Annotated in this window: 22 protein-coding genes and 1 other RNA gene; 13 read left to right on the forward strand and 10 right to left on the reverse strand. The window is 66.0% G+C overall.

The genetic code is table 11. The annotated features are described in order from the left end of the window. Positions 1–7: 7 nt before the first annotated feature. From ABIC78_RS13920 to ABIC78_RS13940, 5 genes are all read left to right on the forward strand, one after another. Positions 8–1,444 carry an NAD-dependent succinate-semialdehyde dehydrogenase gene (locus ABIC78_RS13920; protein WP_354490302.1) on the forward strand — a complete coding sequence of 479 codons (1,437 nt, stop codon included), beginning with the start codon at positions 8–10 and terminating at the stop codon, positions 1,442–1,444. An 84-nt stretch (positions 1,445–1,528) separates the two neighbouring features. Beyond that, on the forward strand, positions 1,529–2,215 hold the full coding sequence (locus tag ABIC78_RS13925) for a DUF2490 domain-containing protein (protein WP_354490304.1): 687 nt from the start codon (positions 1,529–1,531) through the stop codon (positions 2,213–2,215). A gap of 37 nt (positions 2,216–2,252) precedes the next feature. After that, the gene (locus tag ABIC78_RS13930; protein WP_354490307.1) at positions 2,253–3,308 is read left to right on the forward strand and encodes an amidohydrolase family protein; all 1,056 of its coding nucleotides are present in this window, start codon (positions 2,253–2,255) and stop codon (positions 3,306–3,308) included. A 34-nt stretch (positions 3,309–3,342) separates the two neighbouring features. Beyond that, on the forward strand, positions 3,343–4,182 hold the full coding sequence (locus ABIC78_RS13935) for an NAD(P)H-binding protein (protein WP_354490309.1): 840 nt from the start codon (positions 3,343–3,345) through the stop codon (positions 4,180–4,182). 2 nt (positions 4,183–4,184) lie between these two features. Continuing rightward, entirely contained in the window at positions 4,185–5,804 is a 1,620-nt protein-coding gene (locus ABIC78_RS13940) for an MFS transporter (RefSeq protein ID WP_354490311.1), read from the forward strand. Between the two features lie 122 nt (positions 5,805–5,926). On the opposite strand, the gene ABIC78_RS13945 is transcribed toward ABIC78_RS13940, so the two are convergent. Further along, complete coding sequence (locus ABIC78_RS13945; protein WP_354490313.1) at positions 5,927–6,388, reverse strand: DUF3237 domain-containing protein; 462 nt, start codon at positions 6,386–6,388, stop codon at positions 5,927–5,929. Between the two features lie 48 nt (positions 6,389–6,436). Continuing rightward, positions 6,437–7,906 carry a lignostilbene-alpha,beta-dioxygenase gene (locus tag ABIC78_RS13950; RefSeq protein ID WP_354490315.1) on the reverse strand — a complete coding sequence of 490 codons (1,470 nt, stop codon included), beginning with the start codon at positions 7,904–7,906 and terminating at the stop codon, positions 6,437–6,439. A 77-nt stretch (positions 7,907–7,983) separates the two neighbouring features. On the opposite strand from ABIC78_RS13950, the gene ABIC78_RS13955 reads away from it, so the two are divergent. Both ABIC78_RS13955 and ABIC78_RS13960 read left to right on the forward strand, forming a co-directional pair. Further along, positions 7,984–8,454 carry a Saro_0803 family transcriptional regulator gene (locus tag ABIC78_RS13955; protein WP_022676914.1) on the forward strand — a complete coding sequence of 157 codons (471 nt, stop codon included), beginning with the start codon at positions 7,984–7,986 and terminating at the stop codon, positions 8,452–8,454. A gap of 69 nt (positions 8,455–8,523) precedes the next feature. Continuing rightward, positions 8,524–9,828 (forward strand): MFS transporter, encoded by a 1,305-nt coding sequence (locus ABIC78_RS13960; RefSeq protein WP_354490317.1) that lies wholly within the window; start codon positions 8,524–8,526, stop codon positions 9,826–9,828. A gap of 49 nt (positions 9,829–9,877) precedes the next feature. Here ABIC78_RS13960 and ABIC78_RS13965 read toward each other — a convergent pair whose 3' ends face one another. Genes ABIC78_RS13965 through ABIC78_RS13980 form a run of 4 tightly spaced genes read right to left on the reverse strand, consistent with a single transcriptional unit; the run spans position 9,878 to position 12,491 of the window. Beyond that, a complete protein-coding gene (locus ABIC78_RS13965; RefSeq protein ID WP_354490319.1) occupies positions 9,878–10,423 on the reverse strand; it encodes an NUDIX hydrolase in 546 nt (181 codons plus the stop codon). Further along, positions 10,420–11,091, reverse strand: a complete 672-nt coding sequence (locus ABIC78_RS13970; protein WP_354490321.1) for a TPM domain-containing protein — start codon at positions 11,089–11,091, stop codon at positions 10,420–10,422. Before ABIC78_RS13970 ends, ABIC78_RS13965 begins: the two co-directional genes overlap by 4 nt. Before the next feature lies 1 nt (position 11,092). After that, positions 11,093–11,881, reverse strand: a complete 789-nt coding sequence (locus tag ABIC78_RS13975) for a TPM domain-containing protein (protein WP_354490323.1) — start codon at positions 11,879–11,881, stop codon at positions 11,093–11,095. Between the two features lie 4 nt (positions 11,882–11,885). After that, complete coding sequence (locus tag ABIC78_RS13980) at positions 11,886–12,491, reverse strand: LemA family protein (protein ID WP_043609664.1); 606 nt, start codon at positions 12,489–12,491, stop codon at positions 11,886–11,888. A gap of 169 nt (positions 12,492–12,660) precedes the next feature. Here ABIC78_RS13980 and mscL point away from each other — a divergent pair, with 169 nt between their 5' ends. Together mscL and ssrA are read left to right on the forward strand one after the other, a co-directional pair. Next, positions 12,661–13,101, forward strand: a complete 441-nt coding sequence (gene mscL, locus ABIC78_RS13985) for a large conductance mechanosensitive channel protein MscL (protein ID WP_062788302.1) — start codon at positions 12,661–12,663, stop codon at positions 13,099–13,101. 177 nt (positions 13,102–13,278) lie between these two features. After that, positions 13,279–13,636: a transfer-messenger RNA gene (ssrA, locus tag ABIC78_RS13990) on the forward strand. Between the two features lie 81 nt (positions 13,637–13,717). Here ssrA and ABIC78_RS13995 read toward each other — a convergent pair. The 3 genes from ABIC78_RS13995 to ABIC78_RS14005 are packed head-to-tail and all read right to left on the reverse strand — an operon-like array spanning position 13,718 to position 16,217. Next, positions 13,718–15,178: an MATE family efflux transporter gene (locus tag ABIC78_RS13995; RefSeq protein WP_171797206.1), complete on the reverse strand. Its 1,461-nt coding sequence runs from the start codon at positions 15,176–15,178 to the stop codon at positions 13,718–13,720. A 5-nt stretch (positions 15,179–15,183) separates the two neighbouring features. Beyond that, a complete protein-coding gene (locus ABIC78_RS14000) occupies positions 15,184–15,705 on the reverse strand; it encodes a YceD family protein (RefSeq protein ID WP_169048920.1) in 522 nt (173 codons plus the stop codon). After that, positions 15,702–16,217, reverse strand: a complete 516-nt coding sequence (locus ABIC78_RS14005; protein WP_022676922.1) for a ubiquinol-cytochrome C chaperone family protein — start codon at positions 16,215–16,217, stop codon at positions 15,702–15,704. Before ABIC78_RS14005 ends, ABIC78_RS14000 begins: the two co-directional genes overlap by 4 nt. A 233-nt stretch (positions 16,218–16,450) precedes the next feature. Here ABIC78_RS14005 and ABIC78_RS14010 point away from each other — a divergent pair, with 233 nt between their 5' ends. From ABIC78_RS14010 to hslU, 3 genes are read left to right on the forward strand one after another with little or no spacing between them, the layout of a single operon-like run. Beyond that, complete coding sequence (locus ABIC78_RS14010) at positions 16,451–16,972, forward strand: outer membrane protein assembly factor BamE (protein ID WP_054132673.1); 522 nt, start codon at positions 16,451–16,453, stop codon at positions 16,970–16,972. Positions 16,973–17,020: 48 nt separating this feature from the next. Next, positions 17,021–17,578, forward strand: a complete 558-nt coding sequence (gene hslV, locus ABIC78_RS14015; protein WP_022676924.1) for an ATP-dependent protease subunit HslV — start codon at positions 17,021–17,023, stop codon at positions 17,576–17,578. Beyond that, a complete protein-coding gene (gene hslU, locus ABIC78_RS14020; protein WP_022676925.1) occupies positions 17,578–18,879 on the forward strand; it encodes an ATP-dependent protease ATPase subunit HslU in 1,302 nt (433 codons plus the stop codon). The genes hslV and hslU overlap by 1 nt, the downstream gene beginning before the upstream one ends. An 18-nt stretch (positions 18,880–18,897) precedes the next feature. Here hslU and ABIC78_RS14025 read toward each other — a convergent pair whose 3' ends face one another. Beyond that, positions 18,898–20,298: a peptide MFS transporter gene (locus ABIC78_RS14025; protein ID WP_354490327.1), complete on the reverse strand. Its 1,401-nt coding sequence runs from the start codon at positions 20,296–20,298 to the stop codon at positions 18,898–18,900. Positions 20,299–20,363: 65 nt separating this feature from the next. Between ABIC78_RS14025 and ABIC78_RS14030 the strand changes: the two genes are divergently transcribed. After that, a complete protein-coding gene (locus ABIC78_RS14030) occupies positions 20,364–20,564 on the forward strand; it encodes a DUF1737 domain-containing protein (RefSeq protein ID WP_022676927.1) in 201 nt (66 codons plus the stop codon). Positions 20,565–20,598: the final 34 nt, after the last annotated feature.

Here is a 20,598-nt window from a genome sequence, read left to right on the forward strand (position 1 = left end):
CCAGCCCATGACCACGACGACCTATCCCTCGCTTTGCATGATCATCAACGGCCAGCGCGTGAGCGGGGGTGGGCGGCGCACCCACGCCGTGGTCAACCCGGCGACGGGCGCGGTGCTGGGCGAACTGCCGCTGGCCGATGCGGCAGACCTTGACGCCGCCCTCGATGTGGCGGCGCAAGGCTTTGCGCTGTGGCGCAAGTCCACCCCGCAGCAGCGTGCCGCCGTGCTCAATGGCGCGGCGCGGCTGATGCTGGAGCGGCAGGAAGACCTGGCGCGGATCGCCACGCTGGAGCAGGGCAAGACCCTGCCCGAGGCGCGGATCGAGGTTCTGATGAACGTCGGGCTGTTCCAATTCTATGCCGGCGAGGTGCAGCGCGTCTATGGCCGCGCGCTGGTGCGGCCTACCGGCATGCGCTCTACCGTCACGCACGAGCCGGTTGGCCCGGTGGCGGCCTTTGCGCCGTGGAATTTCCCGCTCGGCAATCCCGGGCGCAAGCTGGGTGCGCCGATCGCCGCAGGCTGTTCGGTGATTCTCAAGGCGGCCGAGGAAACCCCGGCCAGCGCGCTGGGCGTGCTGCAATGCCTGCTCGATGCCGGGTTGCCGCCGCAGGTGGCGCAGGCCGTGTTCGGCGTGCCCGACGAGGTCAGCCGGCATCTGCTCGGCAGCCCGGTGATCCGCAAGCTGTCGTTCACCGGATCGACCCAGGTGGGCCAGCATCTGGCCAAGCTGGCGGCCGACGACATGAAGCGCACGACGATGGAATTGGGCGGCCATGGCCCGGTGCTGGTCTTTGCCGATGCCGACCTTGATCGCGCGATCGAAACGGCGGTGGCGCACAAGTATCGCAACGCCGGGCAGGTCTGTGTCAGCCCGACGCGGTTCATCGTGGAAGAGCCGGTGTTCGAGGCTTTCCGCGATGGCTTTGCCGCGCGCGCGGCGCAGGTGCGCGTGGGCAACGGGCTTGAGGATGGCGTGCAGATGGGCCCGATGGCCAATCCGCGCCGGCCCGAGGCGATGGAGCGCCTGATCGGCGACGCCGTGGCGCGCGGCGCACGCCTGCACACCGGTGGTGAGCGGGTGGGCAATGCCGGGTTCTTCTTTGCGCCCAGCGTGCTGTCTGACATTCCCGTGGATGCCGCGATCATGAACGAGGAGCCGTTCGGCCCGGTGGCGCTGATCAACCGCTTTGCCGATGCCGATGCGATGATCGCCGAGGCCAATCGCCTGCCCTATGGCCTGGCAGCCTATGCCTGGTGCCAGGGCCATGCCACCCGCGCCCGCGTGGCGGCCGAGGTGGAAACCGGCATGCTGGGCATCAACACGACGATGATCGGCGGCGCCGATGCGCCATTTGGCGGGGTGAAATGGTCGGGCCACGGGCACGAAGACGGCCCCGAAGGCCTGATGGCGTGCCTGGTGACCAAGACCGTGCACGAAGCCTGATGCGCAACGTCATGGGCGGGAAACATTCGGGAAAGGCAAGCGGCATAGCGGGGCAGGCTTGTCTGCTGCCTGCCGGAGTGCCCGATGCGCCGAATGCTTTTTCCTGCCCTGGTCCTTGCCGCCACTCCCGCTCTGGCAGCGGAGGACGACGCGCAGGTGTGGCTGGCGCAGCAATCGTTCCTGAACCTCAACCAGAACCTCGTGCTGTTCACCGACGTGCAACTGCGCCTGACCGACGATGCGCAGCGCGCCGGGCAAGCGATCGTGCGCGGGGCGCTTGGGGTCAAGCTCGACCGGTCGACTACGGTCTGGGGCGGCTATGGCTATATCCGCAGCGATCCGCTGGGCGGGCGGGTGAGCCACGAACACCGCGTGTTCGAGCAGGTGACCTGGCGCGCGTTTGGCGACGGGGCGGGCAATGGCACCACGCGCCCGACGCTGACCGGGCGCACGCGGCTGGAACAGCGCCTGGTCGACGGGCAGGGCGGAACGGGCTGGCGCCTGCGCCAGCTGATGCGGCTCGACGTGCCGCTGGGCAAGCCGGGCGCGCCGCAGGCGGTGATCTGGGCCGAACCATTCGTGGGCCTCAACCGCACCGGCTGGGGCCAGAAATCGGGCTTCGACCAGCTGCGCGGCTTTGCCGGCGTGGCCCTGCCGGTGGGCCGCGGCATCAGCGTGGAGGCGGGCTATTCCGGCCAGTATGTCTCGCGCCCGGCGCGCGAGGATCGCATGAATCACATTGCCAGTCTGTCGCTCATGATCCGCAGGTGATCGCGCGCGGGCCGGCCCATAACCAGGAGAGGCCCGCATGACCCAGGATCTGAACACCGGCGGCGCGCAAGGATATTTGCGCATCGCCACCGAGGAAGCCTTTGCCACCCAGGAACAGGTCGATGCCTATCTGCGTATGATCCGCGATGGCGAGGCCGACAAGGGCATGGTCTCGCTTTGGGGGTTTTACGCCCAATCGCCGTCGGAGCGCGCGGTGCAGATCATGGAGCGCCTGCTCGACCTGGGCGAGCGGCGCATTGCCGACATGGACGCGACCGGCATCGACAAGGCGATCCTGGCGCTGACCTCGCCCGGGGTGCAGCCGCTGACCAACCTCGACGAAGCCAAGGCGATTGCCACCCGCGCCAACGATCGGCTGGCGAGCGCCTGTGAAGCCTATCCCGACCGCTTCATCGGGCTTGGCACCGTGGCCCCGCAGGACCCGGAATGGTCTGCCCGCGAAATCCATCGCGGCGCCAAGGAACTGGGCTTCAAGGGCATCCAGATCAACAGCCACACGCAAGGGCGCTATCTCGACGAGGAATTCTTCGATCCGATCTTCCGCGCGTTGGTCGAGGTCGACCAGCCGCTCTATATCCACCCCTGCACGCCACCCGATGCGATGATCGGGCCGATGCTGGAGGCCGGGCTGGATGGCGCCATCTTTGGCTTTGGCGTGGAAACCGGCATGCACCTGCTGCGGCTCATCACGATCGGCATCTTTGACAAGTATCCCAGCTTGCAGATCATGGTCGGCCATATGGGCGAGGCGCTCCCCTATTGGCTCTATCGCCTTGATTTCATGCACCAGGCCGGCGTGCGGTCACAGCGCTATGCCCGGATGAAGCCGCTCAAGAAGACCATTGCCGAATACCTGCGCTCCAACGTGCTGGTGACCAATTCCGGCATGGCGTGGGAGCCGGCGATCAAGTTCTGCCAGGAGGTGATGGGCGCGGACCGCGTGATGTATGCGATGGACTATCCCTATCAGTACGTTGCTGATGAAGTGCGCGCGATGGACGCCATGGACATGACGCCCGAAACCAAGAAGAAGTTCTTCCAGACCAACGCGGAACGCTGGTTCAAGCTGTAATCTTGTCGATCACGCAGGCCGAAGGAGAATGAGCATGTACGCTGTTGCGGGTGCATCGGGCCAACTGGGGCGTCTGGTGCTGGCTGAACTGGTGGCCAAGGTGGGCGCTGGCAATGTCGTGGCGCTGGCGCGCGATTCGGCCAAGCTGGAAGGCAGCGGCGTGGCCGTGCGCGTGGCCGATTACGACAAGCCCGAAACGCTGGCGCCGGCGCTGTCCGGGGTGGAGCGGCTGCTGCTGATCTCGGGCAATGCCGTGGGCGCACGCGTGCCGCAGCACGCCGCCGTGATCGACGCGGCCAAGGCGGCCGGGGTTGGGTTGATCGCCTATACCTCGATCCTCCATGCCGATACCTCGACCATCGGCCTGGCGCAGGAGCATCGCGAAACCGAGGCGCTGCTGCGCGCCAGCGGCGTGCCTTTCGTGCTGCTGCGCAATGGCTGGTACAATGAAAACTACACCGGCGCCCTGGCGCCGGCGATTGCCCACGGCGCCATTCTGGGCGCGGCCGGGCAGGGCCGCATCGCCAGCGCCACCCGGGCCGATTATGCCGCGGCTGCGGCCCAGGCGCTGATCGGTGCCAAGGGCGGCGAAGTCTATGAACTGGCGGGCGATACCGCCTTTACCATGGTGGAATTCGCGGCCGAAGTGGCGCGGCAGGCGGGCAAGCCGGTGGCTTATGTCGATATGTCCAAGGCCGACTATGCCGCCGCCCTCGAAGGGGTGGGATTGCCCGGCTTCCTGGCGCAGATGCTGGCCAATTCCAGCTTTGAATCGAGCAAGGACCAGCTGTTTGACGACAGCCGCACGTTGAGCGCGCTGATCGGCCGGCCCACCACACCGATCGCCCAGACCATCGCTGCGGCATTGGCCTGAGCATGACAGAGAGCAATAGCGCGGCTGGTGAAGGGGCTGCCGGCCCATCGCGCACGATCGCGTGCGGGGGCTGGTATGCCCTGGTGCTGGTGGCGCTGACCAATGCGATGAGCCTGCTCGATCGCCAGATCCTGGCGATCCTGGCCCCGGCGATCAAGCACGACCTGGGCGTGGGCGATGCCGAGATGGGGCTGCTCTATGGCACTGTCTTTGCGCTGTTCTATGCCTTGTTCTCGCTGCCGGTAGGGCGCCTGGCCGATGGCTGGACGCGCACCAGGCTGCTGGGCATCAGCCTGGTGCTGTGGTCGGCGGCGACCGGGCTGGGGGGCCTCGCCACCAGCTTTGGCCTGCTGGCGCTGTCGCGGCTGGGCGTGGGCATCGGCGAGGCGGCAACCCAGCCGGCGGGCACGTCGCTGATCTATGATTTCTGGCCCAAGCATCGGCGCGGTTTCGTCATGGCGGTGATGGCCTCGGCGATTGCGCTGGGGCTGGGCGGCTCTTTGATCCTGGGTGGCGTTGCCGCGCAAGCCTGGACCGAGCATTGGGCGGGGGGCAGCGCGCCGCTCGGCCTCAAAGGCTGGCAGTTTGCGTTTCTGGTGGCGGCAGCGCCTGGTTTCGTCCTTGCCGCATTCGTTGGTACGATGAAGGAACCGGCACGCGGGGCGATGGATGGCATGCCCGCGCCAGCCGATCCGCACCCGTTTCGCGCCAGCATCGCGCTCTTGGGCGGGGTCACGCCGGGGTTGCACTGGATCGCCATGGCGCTGCGTCGGGCCAAGGCGGCGGCCTTTGCCACCAACCTGGCGGCGCTGGCCGGGATCGCCGCGGTCATGGCCGTGCTGGCGGTGATCTGCCGGGGCCTGTCGGCCCGGCCGCCGCTGCCGCTGGGGCCAGTCACGGTCGATGCGCATAGCCTGCAATGGGGCGTGATCGGTTTTGGCCTGTTCGTGCTGGTCAACCTGATGCAGCGCATGCGCGCCGATGATGCCCAGGCCTTTCGCGTGATTGCCGGATCGCCCACGCTGATCATGGCGATCGCGGTGGGCACACTGCAATCGGCGATCAACTATGGGATGATGGCGTTCAACCCCAGCTTCCTGATCAAGACCTATCACCTTTCGATGAAGGACACCGCGCTGCAGTTCGGGCTGCTGTCAGCGGCGATGGGCATTGTCGGCCCGCTGATCTGGGGGCCGCTGGCCGATCTGCTGCACCGCCGCCTGCCGTCTTCGGGCCGGGCACTGGTGGCGCTGTTTGCCATGGGGGTTTCGCCGCTGCTGTCGTTCTGGACGTACCTTTCGCCCGATCCGACCACGTTCTATTGGCACTTTGCGATCTACAGCCTGGTGCTGACGGGGTGGATGCCACCGCTCTATGCCATCATGTATGACCAAGTGCTGCCGCGCATGCGGGGGATCACTGCCAGCCTCTATCTGCTGACGATGACCATCGTGGGCATGGGCATCGGCCCCTATGCCGTGGGCCTGATTTCCGATGCCACGGGCAATCTGACCCACGCCATGCTGACGATGAATGCCGTGGCCATTCCCATCGTGGTGCTGATGCTGCTGATCGCACGGCGCAGCGCGCGGGACGAGGCCGGGTTGCGTGCGCGGGCGTAAGACCTGAAGCGTCGGTGCCGTACCTCCACCACCCCCCGACCCCCTCCTCTGAAGAGGAGGGGGAGTTAAGGCATTGATGGAAAAGCCCCCTCCTCTTCAGAGGGGGGGAACCACAAGCAACCTTACAGTACGCGCCACACCCACAGCTTGATGCCCAGGGGATAGCGCGCGCCGCTGCACACGAAGATCGAGCGGTTCATCCATTCATACTTGCCCACCGGCGCGATGAATTCGGGTACGGTGCGGAAATAGTATTCGGCCGGATCGACTTCCTCGCCGGCGGCAAGCCGGGCCATGACACCGGGCGGGCCGTGGCGCAGGCCCTTGTTGCGGATCTGGATCAGCACGCCATCGTCGGTTTCGATCGCATAGAGCGCATCGGCCACGGTTACCCCGTCGGCGCGGGTGAGCTGCCAATCGGCGGAATTGCCGACCAGTTGTCCCTTGATCAGCGGTCCTTCGACACGCCCGCCGCCGACGATGGGAATGATGCGGCGGGTGCCGTCATAGGTCTGGCCGATCTGGCGCGGCGGCTCCAGGTCGCCGCTCGCCTCATAGACGAATTCCAGTTCGGGCTTGATCATGCATGCTCTCCCATCGGCCAGATCGTTATGCGTCATAGCATGGTGTGGTCATGCCGCCAGGCCGATGTCGGCCGCATCGGCCCAGTTGCCGTGCAGGCCAAAGCGCAGGCGAATGGGGATGTGCACGGTGGCAAGCGGCCCCTGGGCGATCGCCTGCGCATCGAAGATCAACAGGTCGCTGCGGGCCTCTTCCAGGCGGTTGCACACCTGCACGATCCAGCCATCGCCTTCGGGCGCGTCCTTGCTGCGCGGGATGAAGCACGGCTCTTGCAGGCTGCTGACCGGGCCGCACCACCAGTGCTGTTCTTCGCCTGTGGCAAAGTTCTTGTGGAACAGGCAGTTCATCAACAACCCGCCGGCGCTGCCGCCGCGCAGTTCGACCGGGCGCTGCATGTCCATTTCCAGGAACCAGCCGTGGTGCGTGTGCCGCCCAGCAAAGCGATCGTCGATGCGCGGAAATTCGCAGGCGGTGTTCGACAGGCGCTCGATCGCGGTAAAGGCATCGCCGTTGCTGGCCATGTCCACCACCCAATCGGTGGGATAGCTCATCGCTTCGCGTCCGTTGAACGGGGCGCCGTGCACATCGGGGAAGAACGGGAACATGTTGTTCTTCGCCTCGCAGGTGACGAAGTGGATCTTGCTGCCCTCTTGCCAGGCGTTCAGCACGTGGCTGGCAAAGCAGTTATCGCGCGTGAACCAGCGAATGTCTTCCTGGGTCACGCCATCGCGCCGGGGTATCACGCCCAGGTGGACGGGCTTGGTAGTGTCAAAGCCGAAGTGTGGCAGGCCTGCCTCCAGCCGCTCCCAACTGCCGATCGAGGGCACGATGTGCAGCACGAGATAGTCCTGCGTGATGCCGAAGTCGTGCATCATGCAGTAATAGGGCACCTTGAACCACACCTCGCGCACCAGTTCGCCGGTCGGGCTTACTTCCATGTAGGTCACGTCATCGGTGCACAGGCCGCTGGCGGCATAGCCGATCGCCACCATGTTGCCGGAGGCCGGATCGACCTTGGGATGGGCGGTAAAGGTTTGGCCGGTCATGCGGCCACCGAACTTTTCAAAACCGATGGTTTCCATGCTGGCCGGGTCCATCAGCAGGGCGGGGCTGTCTTCCTTCATTGCCCACAGCTTGCCAGCGTGGATGAAGGCGTTGGTATTGGCGGTGGAGCGGATTTGCCCTTGCACGCTCTCGTCATCGGTCAGCGGGTTGCGATAGGCGCCGAACAGGCCCTTGCCGGCGGCCTTTTCCAGTTTCCACTTGTCGGTGTGGGCCCAGCGCTGGCGGAAATCCACCTGCCCATCGTGGATGTGGAACCGGGTGATCATGCCATCGCCGTTGAAGGCAATATCGTCACCCAGGCGCGGGGGGAATTGCGGGTCTGGCTGAACGCGGTAAAACGCCCCGTTCAGTTCGCGGGGAATTTCCCCATCGTGGGCCAGGTCGGCAATGTCGGCCTCGACCCGCGACGGGGTGTTGAAGCCGGTAAAGCTGGGCGAGGCGGGAAAGTGAGACACTGGCATCCTCCTGCTAGTTTTGTATGGTTGGCTAACAATTGCGCTTATCTGATGCGCAAGGCAATGGGGAGCAGGCATTGATCAAGGACAAGTTTGCCGATGTGGTGACCCCGCCACCGGGCGAAGAGGCCGATATCGGCGAAATCAACGGCATCCTGGGCTTCCATATCCGCCTGGCCCATGGCGCCTGCCTGCGCCATTTTACCGAGACCTTCACCGAGCTGGACCTGACGCAGAAGCAGGTTTCGGTGCTGTGGCTGGTCGACGATCACCCCGGCATTGCCCAGACCGACCTGGCCCAGCGCCTGCGGATGGACCGCGCCACCACCATGGCGATCATCAACCGCCTTCAGGCCAAGCACTATCTGCGGCGCGACCGATCGGCCGAGGACGGGCGCAAGCAGGCGCTGTTCCTGGAACCTGAAGGCCAGGCCATGCTCTCGCGCGCCAAGTTCGCGATTGGCGAGCACGAGGCCTGGGTGAAGCGCCACTTTTCCGACAAGGAAGTGAAACTGCTGCTGGAATTGCTGGCGCGCATTCACGAGTAGCCAGATCGCTCCGGCATGTTATAAACCATAGCAATAACGCGTCAGCCGGGCGCGGACGGGAGAGATACGATGTTGCACGATCCGCGCGAGGTGATTCGCCAATCCCCGATGGGAACGCGGCAGTGGATCGCCGTGGCGCTGATGATCGCCCTCAACGCGCTCGATGGGTTCGACGTGCTGTCGAGCGCGTTTGCCGCGCCGGGCATTTCCAAGGAATGGGGCATCGGGCGCGATGCGCTAGGCGTGGTCCTGTCGATGGAACTGATCGGCATGGGCTTTGGCTCGATCCTGCTGGGCGGCGCGGCAGACCGGTTCGGCCGGCGTCCCACTGTGCTGGGCTGCCTGGTTGTCATGGCGATCGGGATGGGCTTGGCCACGACGGCGGCCAATCCCTACACGCTGGGCTTGTGGCGCCTGCTCACCGGTTTGGGCATCGGCGGCATGCTGGCGGCGATCAACGCGGTCACGGCCGAAATCTGCAGCAACAAGGGCCGCAGCTTGGCGATGTCGTTGATGGTGATCGGCTATCCCATCGGCGCCACGGTGGGTGGCACGATCGCGGCGCTGCTGCTGAAAAGCGGGGACTGGCGCGTGGTGTTCGAATTCGGCGCCATCGCCACCCTGGTGTTCATTCCGCTGGTCTATTTCCTGGTGCCCGAAACGCCGGCCTGGTTCCTGGTCAGCCGCCCGGCCGACGCCCTGGCGCGGGCCAACCGCTCGCTCGCCGCGCTGCGCTTGCCCACGGCCCAGGCGCTGCCTCCGGTGGAGCCAGGTGCGCCGCGGGCCAGCCTGCTCGATATCCTGCGGCCCGGCCTGGTTGGCACCACGCTGCAGCTGACGCTGGGCTATTCGCTGCATTGCATCACGTTCTACTACATCCTCAAGTGGAGCCCCAAGATCGTGGCCGATTTCGGCTATACCCAGCCGCAGGCGGCCAGCGTGCTGGTCTGGGCCAACATCGGCGGGGCGATCGGCGGCGGGATGTTTGGCTTCCTGATGCACCGCTTTGGCATCAAGTGGCCCACGATCGCCATGCTGGTGGCCGGCACCGTGGCGGTGTCGCTGTTCGGGCTGGGGGCGCAGAGCCTGGCAGGTTGGCGCCTGGCGGTGTTCTTCACCGGGTTCACCACCAATGCTGCGATTGTCGGGTTCTATTCGGCCTTTGCCCATGGCTTTCCGGCCAAGGTGCGCGCCACCGGCACCGGCTTTGCCATCGGTGCGGGCCGCATCGGCGCGGCCGGTTCACCGATCCTGGCGGGCGAGTTGTTCCACACCGCCGGCCTGCCGCTGCTGACCGTATCGGTCATCATGGCGTTGGGGTCGCTTGGCGCGGCCGCCACTTTGCTGGCGCTGCGGCTGCGCGCGGCGGATTGATGGGAGTGAGCGCGCGGGCGTGGCACCCGGGGTGCCGCGCCTGCCGTGTTCAGCCCAGGATACCCGGCCCCAGAAGGGTGAGAATCTTCACGTCCACCGCCATGCCCTCGGCCCGGCGCGCGGCGATATAGTCGGCCATGCCATCCAGCGGCACGTGGTGCACGGTAATGCCTTCGCCCTCCACCCCGCCGCCGGCCGAAACGCGCGCCAGGCCATGGGCGCGGAACAGGGTGAAGCTTTCCGAGACCATGCCGGGGCTGGACCAGAACTCGCCCAGCGGTTCCATGCGCGTGGCGCGATAGCCGGTTTCCTCTTCTAGTTCACGCAGGGCGGCCAAGCCAGCATCTTCGCCGGCGCTGCTGTCATCGTCGCCGATCAGGCCGGCGGGCAATTCGATGCACGGGCGGCCCAGCGGCACGCGGAACTGTTCGACCAGGATAATCTCGCGCGCGTCGGTGATCGCCAGGATCACGGCGGCGCGAATGTTGCGCGCCCGGCCGACATATTCCCAGCGGCCGCGCGTCTTGGCGGTGATGAAGCGGCCTTCCCAGCGGGTTTCTTCGGGATTGTCGCGGTATTCGTCTTCGAGACTCATAGCAGGATAGGTCCGTCGGGCAGTTCATTGTGATCGTGCGCCCGCGCCGGGGAGGCTTGGCGCAGCACGGCGCCGATCTGGGCGAGGGCGGCCTCCATGCCTTCGGCGAGGTTCCCTTCGCGCAAGGGGCCGAGCAGCGCGGCCATCGCCTCGCCCCAGACATCGGGGCTGACGCGATCGGCGATGGCGCTGTCGGCAATGATTTCGGCCTTGCGTTCGGCCAGCGAGACATAGAGCACCACGCCGGTGCGCCCGGTGGTGCGGCTTTCCGCGCTCAGGCGGAAGGCGGTCAGCGCGCGGGCATGGACCCGTGCCCGCTTGATCGGCGCCGGGGTGAGCCACAGGCGCAAGGCGCGCCATTGCAGCAGCGCCAGCATGGCGGTGAACTTGAGCAGGGCGACGCTCAGCGCCAGGCCGAAATAGGCGCGCGCGGTCCATTGCGTGGCCCACAGGCCCAGCACGCGATCGACCAGCGCGACATAGAATGCCGGGGCTGTTTCCAGCGCGGCGAGGGCGAGGAACGCGATGAACACCGCCCAGGCTAGCGCAACATCGGCATAGGGATCGGACGCCGGCGTGATCACCGGGACGATCTCGCCGGCGGTCTCAGCCTCGGCCCGGGCCACGGCTGCGGCAATGCGGGCCTGTTCCGCCTCGGTCAGGATCATGTCACCAACTCCCCGAGGCGCCACCGCCGCCAAAGCTGCCACCGCCGCCGGAAAATCCGCCGCCACCGCCGCCGCCCCAGTCGGAGCCGCCGCCCCAGCCACCGCTGGGGAAGATGAACACGCCTGGCCCACCACCGCCATAGCGGCGACCGCCGCCGCGCATGGCGCGGATGAACGGCAGGACGAAGAACAGGCCGAAGATCACCAGGAATACCACGGTGCCGGCATCGAAATGCGGTTCGCGCGCCTGTTTCTGCGCCTGCTCGGCCTTCGCCGCTACCTGGCGGGCCTGGTCTTCGGGCAGCTTGAGCTGGGCGATCAACTGATCGGTGGCGGCGTTGATGCCACCGGCATAATCGCCGGCCTTGAAGCGGGGCACGATCTCGCGCTGGATGATGATTTCAGACAAGGCATCGGTCAGGATACCCTCCAGGCCATAGCCGACCTCGATCCGCACCTTGCGCTCTTTGGGGGCAACCAGCAGAATCGCGCCGTCGTTGCGCTGCTTGTCACCCAGACCCCAGGCGCGGCCCAGGCGATAGCCATAATCCTCTATCTCGTACCCTTGAAGATCGGGCACGGTGGCCACTACCAGCTGGCGCTGGGATTGCTGTTCCAGCGCGGCCAGCTTGGCATCAAGGGCCTGAACCTGCTGCGGGTTGAGCAGATGGGCATCATCCACCACGCGCCCGGTCAGTTGCGGAAACGTCTGCGCCCAGGCTGGCGTGGCGAAGATCGCCAGCACCAGCAGGGCAAGGGCGGCCAGCCGCTGCGCCGCGCTCTGTTTCATCGGCTTAATTGAAATTGACCTTGGGCGCGGTATCGGCGCCCGGCGTCGTCGCCTGGAACGGCACCATCGGCTTGGCACCATAGATCACCTTGGCCCCGATCACTGCCGGGAACGTGCGGATCGTGGTGTTGTAGGACTGTACCGCGTCGTTGTAATCGCGGCGGGCCACGGCGATACGGTTTTCCGTACCTTCCAGTTGGCTTTGCAGGGCCAGGAAGTTTTCGTTCGACTTGAGGTCGGGATAGGCTTCGACATTGGCCATCAACCGGCCCAGGCCCTGCGACAGCTGGCCCTGGGCGTTCTGGTAGGCGGCCACCTTGGCCGGATCGGTAAGATCGGCTGCGGTGATCTGGACCGAGGTGGCCTTGGCGCGGGCCTCGGTCACCTTGACCAGGGTATCCTGTTCCTGCTTGGCATAGCCTTTGACCGTGGCAACCAGGTTGGGCACCAGATCGGCGCGGCGCTGGTACTGGTTCTGCACTTCGGCCCACTTGGCCTTGGCGTTTTCCTCGGCCGTGGGGATCGTGTTGACGCCGCAGCCGGCAAGGCTGCCGGCCGCCACGGCGACCAAGGCAAAGCGGGGCAGGAAGCGGTTGAAAGCGCGGGACATGGATCGATCCTCGTTGCAGATGCGCAAGAGACATAGCGCGGCATGGTTGCGGATCAAGGGCAGTGCCTTGTCGTTGATCGAACTGTAAACGATTTGCCTGCGCGCTTGCCGCCGGCTGGCGGTGGTGGCAATCATTCGCGATTGTTTGGTTAAAGAGGGGAAATGCGCCGTGGCCATTCTCGAAGAGTTCAAGACATTCATCGCGCGTGGCAACGTGCTCGACCTGGCGGTCGGTGTGATCATCGGCGGTGCCTTTGGCAAGATCGTCACCTCGCTGACCGAAAGCGTGATCATGCCGGTGGTCGGCTTTGTTACGGGCGGCGTGGATTTCACCAAGTACTTCGTGCGGCTTGGGCCGATTCCGGCCAGCTTCAAGGGCGATCCGGAAAACTATGCCCAGCTCAAGACGGCGGGCGTGCCGATGATCGGCTATGGCGATTTCATCACCCAGGCGGTGAACTTCCTGATCGTGGCGTTCATCATCTTCCTGATCGTGAAGGCGGCCAATTCGCTGATCCGCAAGGAAGAAGCCAAGCCCGCCGCGCCCAAGGGGCCGAGCGAGGTGGACCTGCTGATCGAGATCAGGGACGCGCTCAAGGCTAAGGATTGACGCTGGCTGGCGCGCGCCATCTCATGCTCCCCTCCTCTTCAGAGGAGGGGCTGGGGGTGGTGCGAAGCCTTGCGCTATCTTTCCACCACCCCCCGACCCCCTCCTCTGAAGAGGAGGGGGAGAGAATGCGGCTGATCCTGGCGCAATTTTTTGCACAGGCTGCGCCGGGCACAGCACCCCCTTTCCATCGCCGCAGGAATCCCTATATGGGGTCGTGCCGGGTTTGACCCGGCTATGGCGATAAACTGCGGCGTGCAATAGACGCAGCGGACCCGGGGGCGGTACCCGGCGGCTCCACCACCTCTCTCGTTCCGGCTCTTGGGCCAGGCGGGAAAGATGACGGGGCCGAACTAGGATCGACGTGTGTTGAAAAGCGTTGTTTTCGCCCGGGCTGAGTAACCCGTTCAAGGCTCAAAACCAACAAGTGCCAACGACAACGAAGCACTTGCTCTCGCCGCGTAACCTGACGGCCTAACGGCCTGATCTTACAAAGCGAAAGCGCGGCTGGACACGCCGGTCAACAGAAGTGATACCAGCGGCCCGGGGGGTGCCGGGCAACAGAAATCCCCCCACCTCTTTCCGTTTTCCAGCGTACTGCGGCAGCCCCGCACCGGCTTCAGGCCGGCACGCTTTCGGCTGCGCATTCGGCGGCCGCTTCGCTTTCCTGCCGACGCGCCTGGCTCACCACCCGCGCCTTTTCGCGCCAGCCGGGCCGGGCATAGGCGATCGCCGCCATGGCCACGGCCGCGAGCGAGCCAACCGGGAAGGCGAGCCACAGCGCATCGGCGCCGAGCGAGGGATAGGCGAAGGAATAGAACCCCAGCCGTGCCGGGAACATGGCGATGGCCAGCACGATGAGGGGCGCAATAACCACGCCGCCCGCGCGCATCGTGCCGAACAGCATGATCGTCATCCCGAATAGGATGTAGCTCCAGCTGGCGAGCAGCTGGATATGGCGCGCCATGTCCACCGCCGGGCTGGTCGAGCCCAGGAACAGCACCAGGACTGGGCGGTCGAACGCCAGCAGCAGCGCGGTCATCAGGCCGGTGACGGCGAAATTGAGGATCAGGCCAGCGCGCGTGATTCGCCCCAGCCGGTCGATCAGGCCGGCGCCGATCGCCTGCGCGGCCATGGCGCTGAGCGCGGCGGAAATGGCCATGGCCGGCATCTGCAGATAGGTCCACACCTGCAGCGAGGCGCCATAGGCGGCGCTGACGATCGAGCCTTCGCGGTTGACCAGGCCGAGCATGATGATGCCCGCGCCCGACACGATCAGCATTTGCGCGCCCATCGGCAGGCCCTTGGTGACAATGTAGCGCAGCTCGTCCATGCGCGGCACCAGATAGCCCAGTTCCGCCCCGCGCAGGCGCAGCGGCAGGTTGCGGGCATAGGCATAGATCACCAGCACCAGCATCGAGACATAGGACGAGATCGCCGTGGCCAGCGCCGATCCGGCGATGCCGAGCGCCGGGATCGGCCCCAAGCCGGCGATGAACACCGGGTTGAGCCCGCAATCGAGCACCACCGACACGATCATGAAATAGAGACTGGTCTTGGCGTCGCCCGCGCCGCGCAGGCCCATCGAGATCATCACCGAGATCATCGTCGCTGGCAGCGCCACGAAGATCACGCGCAGATAGGCCAGGGCAAAGCCGAAGATATCCGCCGGTGTGGACATCAGGCGCAGCAGCGCCGGGGTATAGATCCAGCCGGCGGTGGCCACGATCATCGCCAGGCCCACGCAAAAGCCCACGGCCGTGCCGAAAGTGCGCCGCGCGGCATCGACATTGCCAGCGCCAAACGATTGCCCAACCTTGACCGTGGCGGCCATGCCGAACCCGAACACGGCGGCAAAGACCAGGAACATCACCACGTTGGCATTGGCCGTGGCGGCCAGCGCCGAATCGCCCAGCAGCCGACCGACCCAGATGGCGTTGATCGACCCGTTGAGCGATTGCAGGATATTGCCCACCAGCGTGGGCATTGAAAACAGCAGCAGCGTTTTCAGGATCGGCCCGCGCGTGAGATCGCGCGCGCCGGGCCCGCCGGGGGCGGTGTTGCCTTGCGGTCTGGCCATGTGCCTTATTCCTTGCCGCGCAGGGCAGCCAGGGCGGCGAACGGCCCGCTGGCCTCGTCACCGGCCAGGTTGTGTTCGGCCCGGGCCTTGTCGGCCAGGGGGCCTTCGGCAAAGGGATCGATTGCCAGCGCGAGGCTTTGCGCCACCGCTTCGCCCAGGTCGAACGTCAGCCCGGTATAGGGGATTTCGTCGCAATCGTCGGCAGACAGCTCGATCTCTTCATCCGGTTCGGCCGCGATCTGCGTTTCCGGCACGAAGCGCAGGTGCAGCGGCTCGTCGATCTTGACCGGGAAATCCTCGCCGGAAATCGCGCAGGCCTGGATGATCGCGGCGGTCAGGCGGCCATCGGCGCGCACCACCGGGCCATCGGCGGTCAGCTTGACCTGCGCGCGCGCGGCATCGATCGCGGTAATGCCAAAGCGGCCGGCCAGGCGCCGGCGCGCATCGGCATCGGGCTCCAGCACCAGGGGCGCGTCGCCGATCTGGCGCAGATCGACGATGTAGGAATATTCGGGGGTATTGCTCATCGTCCAATCTCCGCAGCCAGGACCCGGTCTGCCGGCGCCAGCGCCAGGCCGGCGGCAAAGGCGCGTGCACGGCGGGCAAGGGGCAGGGGGTCTGTGCCCTCGGTCAATGTCATGTTGCGGGCAAGCGCGGCGGCAAAGGCGTCTTCACCCGCTTCCAGCCCGTCGCGATAGGCGCCCAGGCGACCGCCCAGCGTGCTCATCAGCTTGCCCACATGCTTGCCAACCACCAGATCGCCCACGCCGCTTTCGCGCAGCTGGCCGTCCATGTCTTCCACGAAGAGTTCGGTCAACCACACCGATGCCGGGATCAGCCCAGGATCGCGTTCCATGCGCACCAGTACGATGCTGAGCACCAGGGTGATCATGTCGAACCGCCCGGCCACGGTATCGGCCACGCCGCAATCGGCATACCATTCCTTTTCGCGCGCGATTTCCACCACGCGGTGCCACAGCGGGCGGGCGGCATCGCGATCATCGCGGGTCTGGCCCAGCAGACGGGCAAGAAGGGACATGGGGCGGGCATCCTTTGCAAGCGTGGTGGCAGCGCCAGGGCGCGGCCAATTTCAACCGGACGGCGCAAACCGGCACGCCGCCATTGCGGACAACCCGTTTCGCCCCTAAGGCTTGCGCGGATATAGGGCGCTGTGGCGCGAAGGCAAAGTGTGCCTTTGTGCGTGGTGCCAGTGGGGATCGGGCCCATCAGACAGCCCGCATGTCCCGCAAGGGTCGAATTTGGAGTGATCGAATGCGCGAGAATCGGATGGCCCTGAACGGTGCGGCGCGGGTGGCAAAGGCGACGGCGCTGGCTGGTCTGGTCGTGCTGGTCAGCGGCTGCGCCAGTATCCGCGACCATCGCGGGTTCCAGATGGACAAGGCGCTGACCGATTCGGTGCAGCCGGGCGTGGACAACCGCCTGTCGGTGGAACGCGCGCTGGGCCAGGCCACGTTCAAGAGCCAGTTCGGCCCGCAGAGCTGGTACTACGTGTCGATCGATACCCGCCAGAAGCCGTTCAAGCGCCCGCGCACCAGCAGCGAGCAGGTGCTCAAGGTCAATTTCGATCCCGCCGGCAACGTCAGCACGATCGACCGCGTCACGTTGACCCGCGTGCCCACGATCCATCCGGTGCGCGAAGCGACGCCGACGCTGGGCCGCAACCGCAGCTTCTTCCAGGATCTGTTCGGCAATATCGGCTCGGTCGGCGCCATGCCGGGCGGCACCACCGGCCAGGGCCGTGGCCCCGCCGGCTCGGGCCCGAACGGCAGCTGAGCCAGGGCGGCGGCTTGAAAGCCATGCCGGCGATCCCATATCGCCGGCATGGACGATAGCAAGGCGAGCCACGGCCTGGTCCAGTGGCACGGCACCACGATCATCGGGGTGAAGAAGAACGGCCGTACCGTGATTGCGGGTGACGGCCAGGTTTCCATGGGCAACACGGTGATGAAGCCGAATGCGCGCAAGGTGCGGCGCATCGGCGATGGATCGGTGATCGCCGGCTTTGCCGGAGCCACGGCCGATGCCTTTACCCTGTTCGAGCGGCTGGAGCGCAAGCTGGAGCAGCATCGCGGCCAGCTGATGCGCGCGGCGGTGGAACTGGCCAAGGACTGGCGCACCGACAAATACCTGCGCAATCTCGAAGCACTGATGATCGTGGCCGATGCCAGCACGCTGCTGGTCTTGACCGGCAACGGCGATGTGCTGGAACCCGAAGGCGGGATTACCGCGATCGGATCGGGTGGCAACTATGCCCTGGCCGCCGCGCGGGCGGTGGATGCCTATGAAGACGATCCCGAAAAGATTGCCCGCCGCGCCATGCAGGTGGCAGCCGAAATCTGCGTGTTCACCAATGACCGCGTGACGCTGGAAGAAATCTGATGCTCGACAGTCTAACCCCCAAGGCCATCGTCCGCGCGCTGGACGAACATATCGTTGGCCAGGCCGATGCCAAGCGCGCCGTCGCCGTGGCCCTGCGCAACCGCTGGCGCCGGCAGCGCCTCTCGCCCGACCTGCGCGATGAGGTGAGCCCCAAGAACATCCTGATGATCGGGCCGACCGGCTGCGGCAAGACCGAGATCAGCCGCCGTCTGGCCCGCCTGGCCGATGCGCCGTTCGTCAAAGTGGAAGCGACCAAGTTCACCGAAGTGGGCTATGTCGGCCGAGACGTCGAGCAGATCGCCCGCGACCTGGCCGAAGAAGCGATCCGCCTGGAAAAGGACCGCCGCCGCGAAGCCGTACGCGAGGCGGCCAGCAAGGCAGCGATGGACCGCCTGCTCAAGGCCCTGGTGGGCGATGGTGCCAGCGAAGCGACGCGCGAAAGCTTTCGCCAACGCCTGAGCGAAGGCGCGATGAACGACGTGGAAGTGGAAATCGAGGTGGAGGATGCCCCCGCCGCCCCGATGGAAATTCCAGGGCTTGGCGGCAACGTTGGCATGATCAACCTGTCGGACATGATGGGCAAGGCGTTTGGCCGCCAGCCTTTGAAGCGCCGCAAGATGCGCGTGGCCGATGCCTGGGACAAGCTGGTGGACGAAGAGTCCGAAAAGCGCATGGACCAGGATGACGTGGCTCGGGTGGCGCTGCAGAACGCGGAAACCAACGGCATCGTGTTCATCGACGAGATCGACAAGATCGCCGTGTCGGACGTGCGCGGTGGCAGTGTCAGCCGCGAAGGCGTGCAGCGCGATCTGCTGCCGCTGATCGAGGGTACGACGGTTGCCACCAAGTATGGCCCGATGAAGACCGACCATGTGCTGTTCATCGCCTCGGGCGCGTTTCACGTGGCCAAGCCTTCGGACATGCTGCCCGAATTGCAGGGCCGCCTGCCGATCCGCGTGGAACTGAAGGCGCTGAGCGAGGATGACTTTGTGCGCATCCTGGCTGAAACCCGCGCCAACCTGGTGGAACAGTATCGTGCCTTGCTCGGCACGGAGCAGGTCACGCTGGACTTCACGCCCGAAGCGGTGCGCGCGATTGCCCGCACCGCCGCGCAAGTGAACGAGAGCGTGGAGAACATCGGCGCCCGGCGGCTGCAGACGGTGATGGAAAAGCTGCTGGAAGAAGTGAGCTTTGACGCCGAGGATCGCGTCGGCACCACGGTGACGGTGGATGAGGCCTATGTCGCCGATCGCCTGGCGGGCCTAGCCGGTAATGCGGATCTGTCGAAGTATATCCTGTAACGGCGTGGGGGCGGTGGGTTAGTGACCCGCCGCCCCAGCTTCGTTTTTCACCAGCGTGTCGGGGCCGCCGAACACCCGCAACGGATGGCGCAGGGCCAGGAGCAGGACGCCGGCAATCGCCGGGATCGCTGCCGTCACGAGCCAGAACACCGGCGGGCTGACCTGGGTGTACCATCCGCCCATCGGCCCGCTGATCAGGCTGGCCACGGCCACCGAAAGCATTTCCACCCCGATCAGTGTCCCGCGCCAGCGTTCCGGCGCGCGGGTGGCGAAATAGGCGTGCATCACCGGGGCAAAGAACATCGCGCCCAGGTTTGAGAGCAGGTGAAACGCCACTGGCAGCCAGATCGGCCCGCGCGTGGCCGTGGGCGAGAGGGCGAGCAGGAGCGTGGAGGCGGCAAAGATCAGGCAGCCTGTGGCCAGCTTGGTCAGGCTGTCAGGCTCTGCCTTGCGCGTGGCCTGCCAGCGCCACAGCAGGATCAGCAGCGGCGCTTCAACCGCCGGGGCCAGCCCGTCGAGCGATTGCAGCCAGGGGATCGGCACGGCAAAGCTGCCCACGGTCATGGCGATATGGTCGCGCACCCACAGGCTGTAGACGTTCCACACCTGCGCCTGCGCGGTCCAGAATGCCACGCTGAATGGCCAGACCATGGCGAGCAGCCAGACATTGCGCTTTTCCTGCCCGGTGAGCGGCACCGCCGGTCCGGCCTGGCGCGGCGGCACCTGCGGCGGCAGGTGGCGCGATCCGGCCAGATACCAGATCAGGCCGGCCAGCATGCCTACGCCCGCCACGGCAAAGCCGGCGTGCCAGCCATAGTACTTGGCCATGGTGCCGCTGGCGATCGGGGCGATGAACGCACCGACATTGATGCAGAACGTATAGACCTGGAAGGCATCGCCCAGCCGCCGGTCGCCCGCCGCATAGAGCGCGCGAATCTGCGGCATCAGATTGCCGCGCAGCAGGCCCGCGCCGATCACCAGCAAGACCAGCGCCAGCAGGAACGTGGCATCGAACGCCATGGCGAAATGCCCGGCGGTCATCGTCAGGGCGCCCAGGCTGACTGCGGCGCGGCGGGTCATCACCTTGTCCCCGATCCAGCCGCCGACCAGCGGCAGGAACGTGATCGCCGAGAAATAGAGCGCGAAGGTTTGCGTGGCGAGTTGCGTCACGCTCATCGGGCCGAACACATGCTCGAGGCCCGCGCGATAGCTGGCAAAGCCGACGACATGCTCCACCCGCCCGGGCAGCAGCAGCTCGCCGGTCATGTAGAGCACCAGCATGGCCACCATGCCATGCCAGGAAATGCGGTCCCACAACTCTGTGCCGGCCAACACCCACAGCCCGCGCGGGTGATCGAGCCAGTTGCGCTTTGCGGTTGCGGGGGGTGGGGTGGCTTCTGGACTGGTAATGGGTTCCATGGGCGCGGGTGGTGCCGCCAAACACGCGGGCTGGCAAGCGGCGGCGGCCATGGTAAAACCCGGCCATGCATGAAACGCCCGACAACCGCCCGATCTATCGCCTGCTCACCGGCAAGGACGACCGCGCCTTTTGCGAGCGCGTGTCAGAGGCGCTGGCCCAGGGCTGGCGCCTCTATGGCTCGCCCGCGATGACCTATGACGGCGGCATGGACTGCATCAAGGTGGCGCAGGCCGTGGTGTGGCACGGGGCCGATGTGGTGAAGTGAGGGCTTCGCTTGAGGGAAAAGAAAACTTTGTGAA

It is taken from the genome of Novosphingobium sp. 1529 (genome assembly GCF_040544855.1).
Classification (GTDB): domain Bacteria; phylum Pseudomonadota; class Alphaproteobacteria; order Sphingomonadales; family Sphingomonadaceae; genus Novosphingobium; species Novosphingobium capsulatum.

Excerpts from the sequence above, each read along its gene's own strand:
- ABIC78_RS13980 (WP_043609664.1), bottom strand. The coding sequence starts at position 12,491 with ATGTCCCGCGCTTTCAACCGCTTCCTGCCCCGCTTTGCCTTGGTCGCC.
- ABIC78_RS14005 (WP_022676922.1), bottom strand. The coding sequence starts at position 16,217 with ATGTCCCTTCTTGCCCGTCTGCTGGGCCAGACCCGCGATGATCGCGAT.
- ABIC78_RS13965 (WP_354490319.1), bottom strand. The coding sequence starts at position 10,423 with ATGAGTCTCGAAGACGAATACCGCGACAATCCCGAAGAAACCCGCTGG.
- ABIC78_RS13945 (WP_354490313.1), bottom strand. The coding sequence starts at position 6,388 with ATGATCAAGCCCGAACTGGAATTCGTCTATGAGGCGAGCGGCGACCTG.
- ABIC78_RS14025 (WP_354490327.1), bottom strand. The coding sequence starts at position 20,298 with ATGGAACCCATTACCAGTCCAGAAGCCACCCCACCCCCCGCAACCGCA.
- ABIC78_RS13995 (WP_171797206.1), bottom strand. The coding sequence starts at position 15,178 with ATGGCCAGACCGCAAGGCAACACCGCCCCCGGCGGGCCCGGCGCGCGC.
- hslV (WP_022676924.1), top strand. The coding sequence starts at position 17,021 with ATGGACGATAGCAAGGCGAGCCACGGCCTGGTCCAGTGGCACGGCACC.
- ABIC78_RS14010 (WP_054132673.1), top strand. The coding sequence starts at position 16,451 with ATGCGCGAGAATCGGATGGCCCTGAACGGTGCGGCGCGGGTGGCAAAG.
- ABIC78_RS14000 (WP_169048920.1), bottom strand. The coding sequence starts at position 15,705 with ATGAGCAATACCCCCGAATATTCCTACATCGTCGATCTGCGCCAGATC.
- ABIC78_RS14030 (WP_022676927.1), top strand. The coding sequence starts at position 20,364 with ATGCATGAAACGCCCGACAACCGCCCGATCTATCGCCTGCTCACCGGC.
- ABIC78_RS13935 (WP_354490309.1), top strand. The coding sequence starts at position 3,343 with ATGTACGCTGTTGCGGGTGCATCGGGCCAACTGGGGCGTCTGGTGCTG.
- ABIC78_RS13930 (WP_354490307.1), top strand. The coding sequence starts at position 2,253 with ATGACCCAGGATCTGAACACCGGCGGCGCGCAAGGATATTTGCGCATC.
- ABIC78_RS13920 (WP_354490302.1), top strand. The coding sequence starts at position 8 with ATGACCACGACGACCTATCCCTCGCTTTGCATGATCATCAACGGCCAG.
- ABIC78_RS13960 (WP_354490317.1), top strand. The coding sequence starts at position 8,524 with ATGTTGCACGATCCGCGCGAGGTGATTCGCCAATCCCCGATGGGAACG.
- hslU (WP_022676925.1), top strand. The coding sequence starts at position 17,578 with ATGCTCGACAGTCTAACCCCCAAGGCCATCGTCCGCGCGCTGGACGAA.
- ABIC78_RS13970 (WP_354490321.1), bottom strand. The coding sequence starts at position 11,091 with ATGATCCTGACCGAGGCGGAACAGGCCCGCATTGCCGCAGCCGTGGCC.
- ABIC78_RS13975 (WP_354490323.1), bottom strand. The coding sequence starts at position 11,881 with ATGAAACAGAGCGCGGCGCAGCGGCTGGCCGCCCTTGCCCTGCTGGTG.
- ABIC78_RS13940 (WP_354490311.1), top strand. The coding sequence starts at position 4,185 with ATGACAGAGAGCAATAGCGCGGCTGGTGAAGGGGCTGCCGGCCCATCG.
- ABIC78_RS13925 (WP_354490304.1), top strand. The coding sequence starts at position 1,529 with ATGCGCCGAATGCTTTTTCCTGCCCTGGTCCTTGCCGCCACTCCCGCT.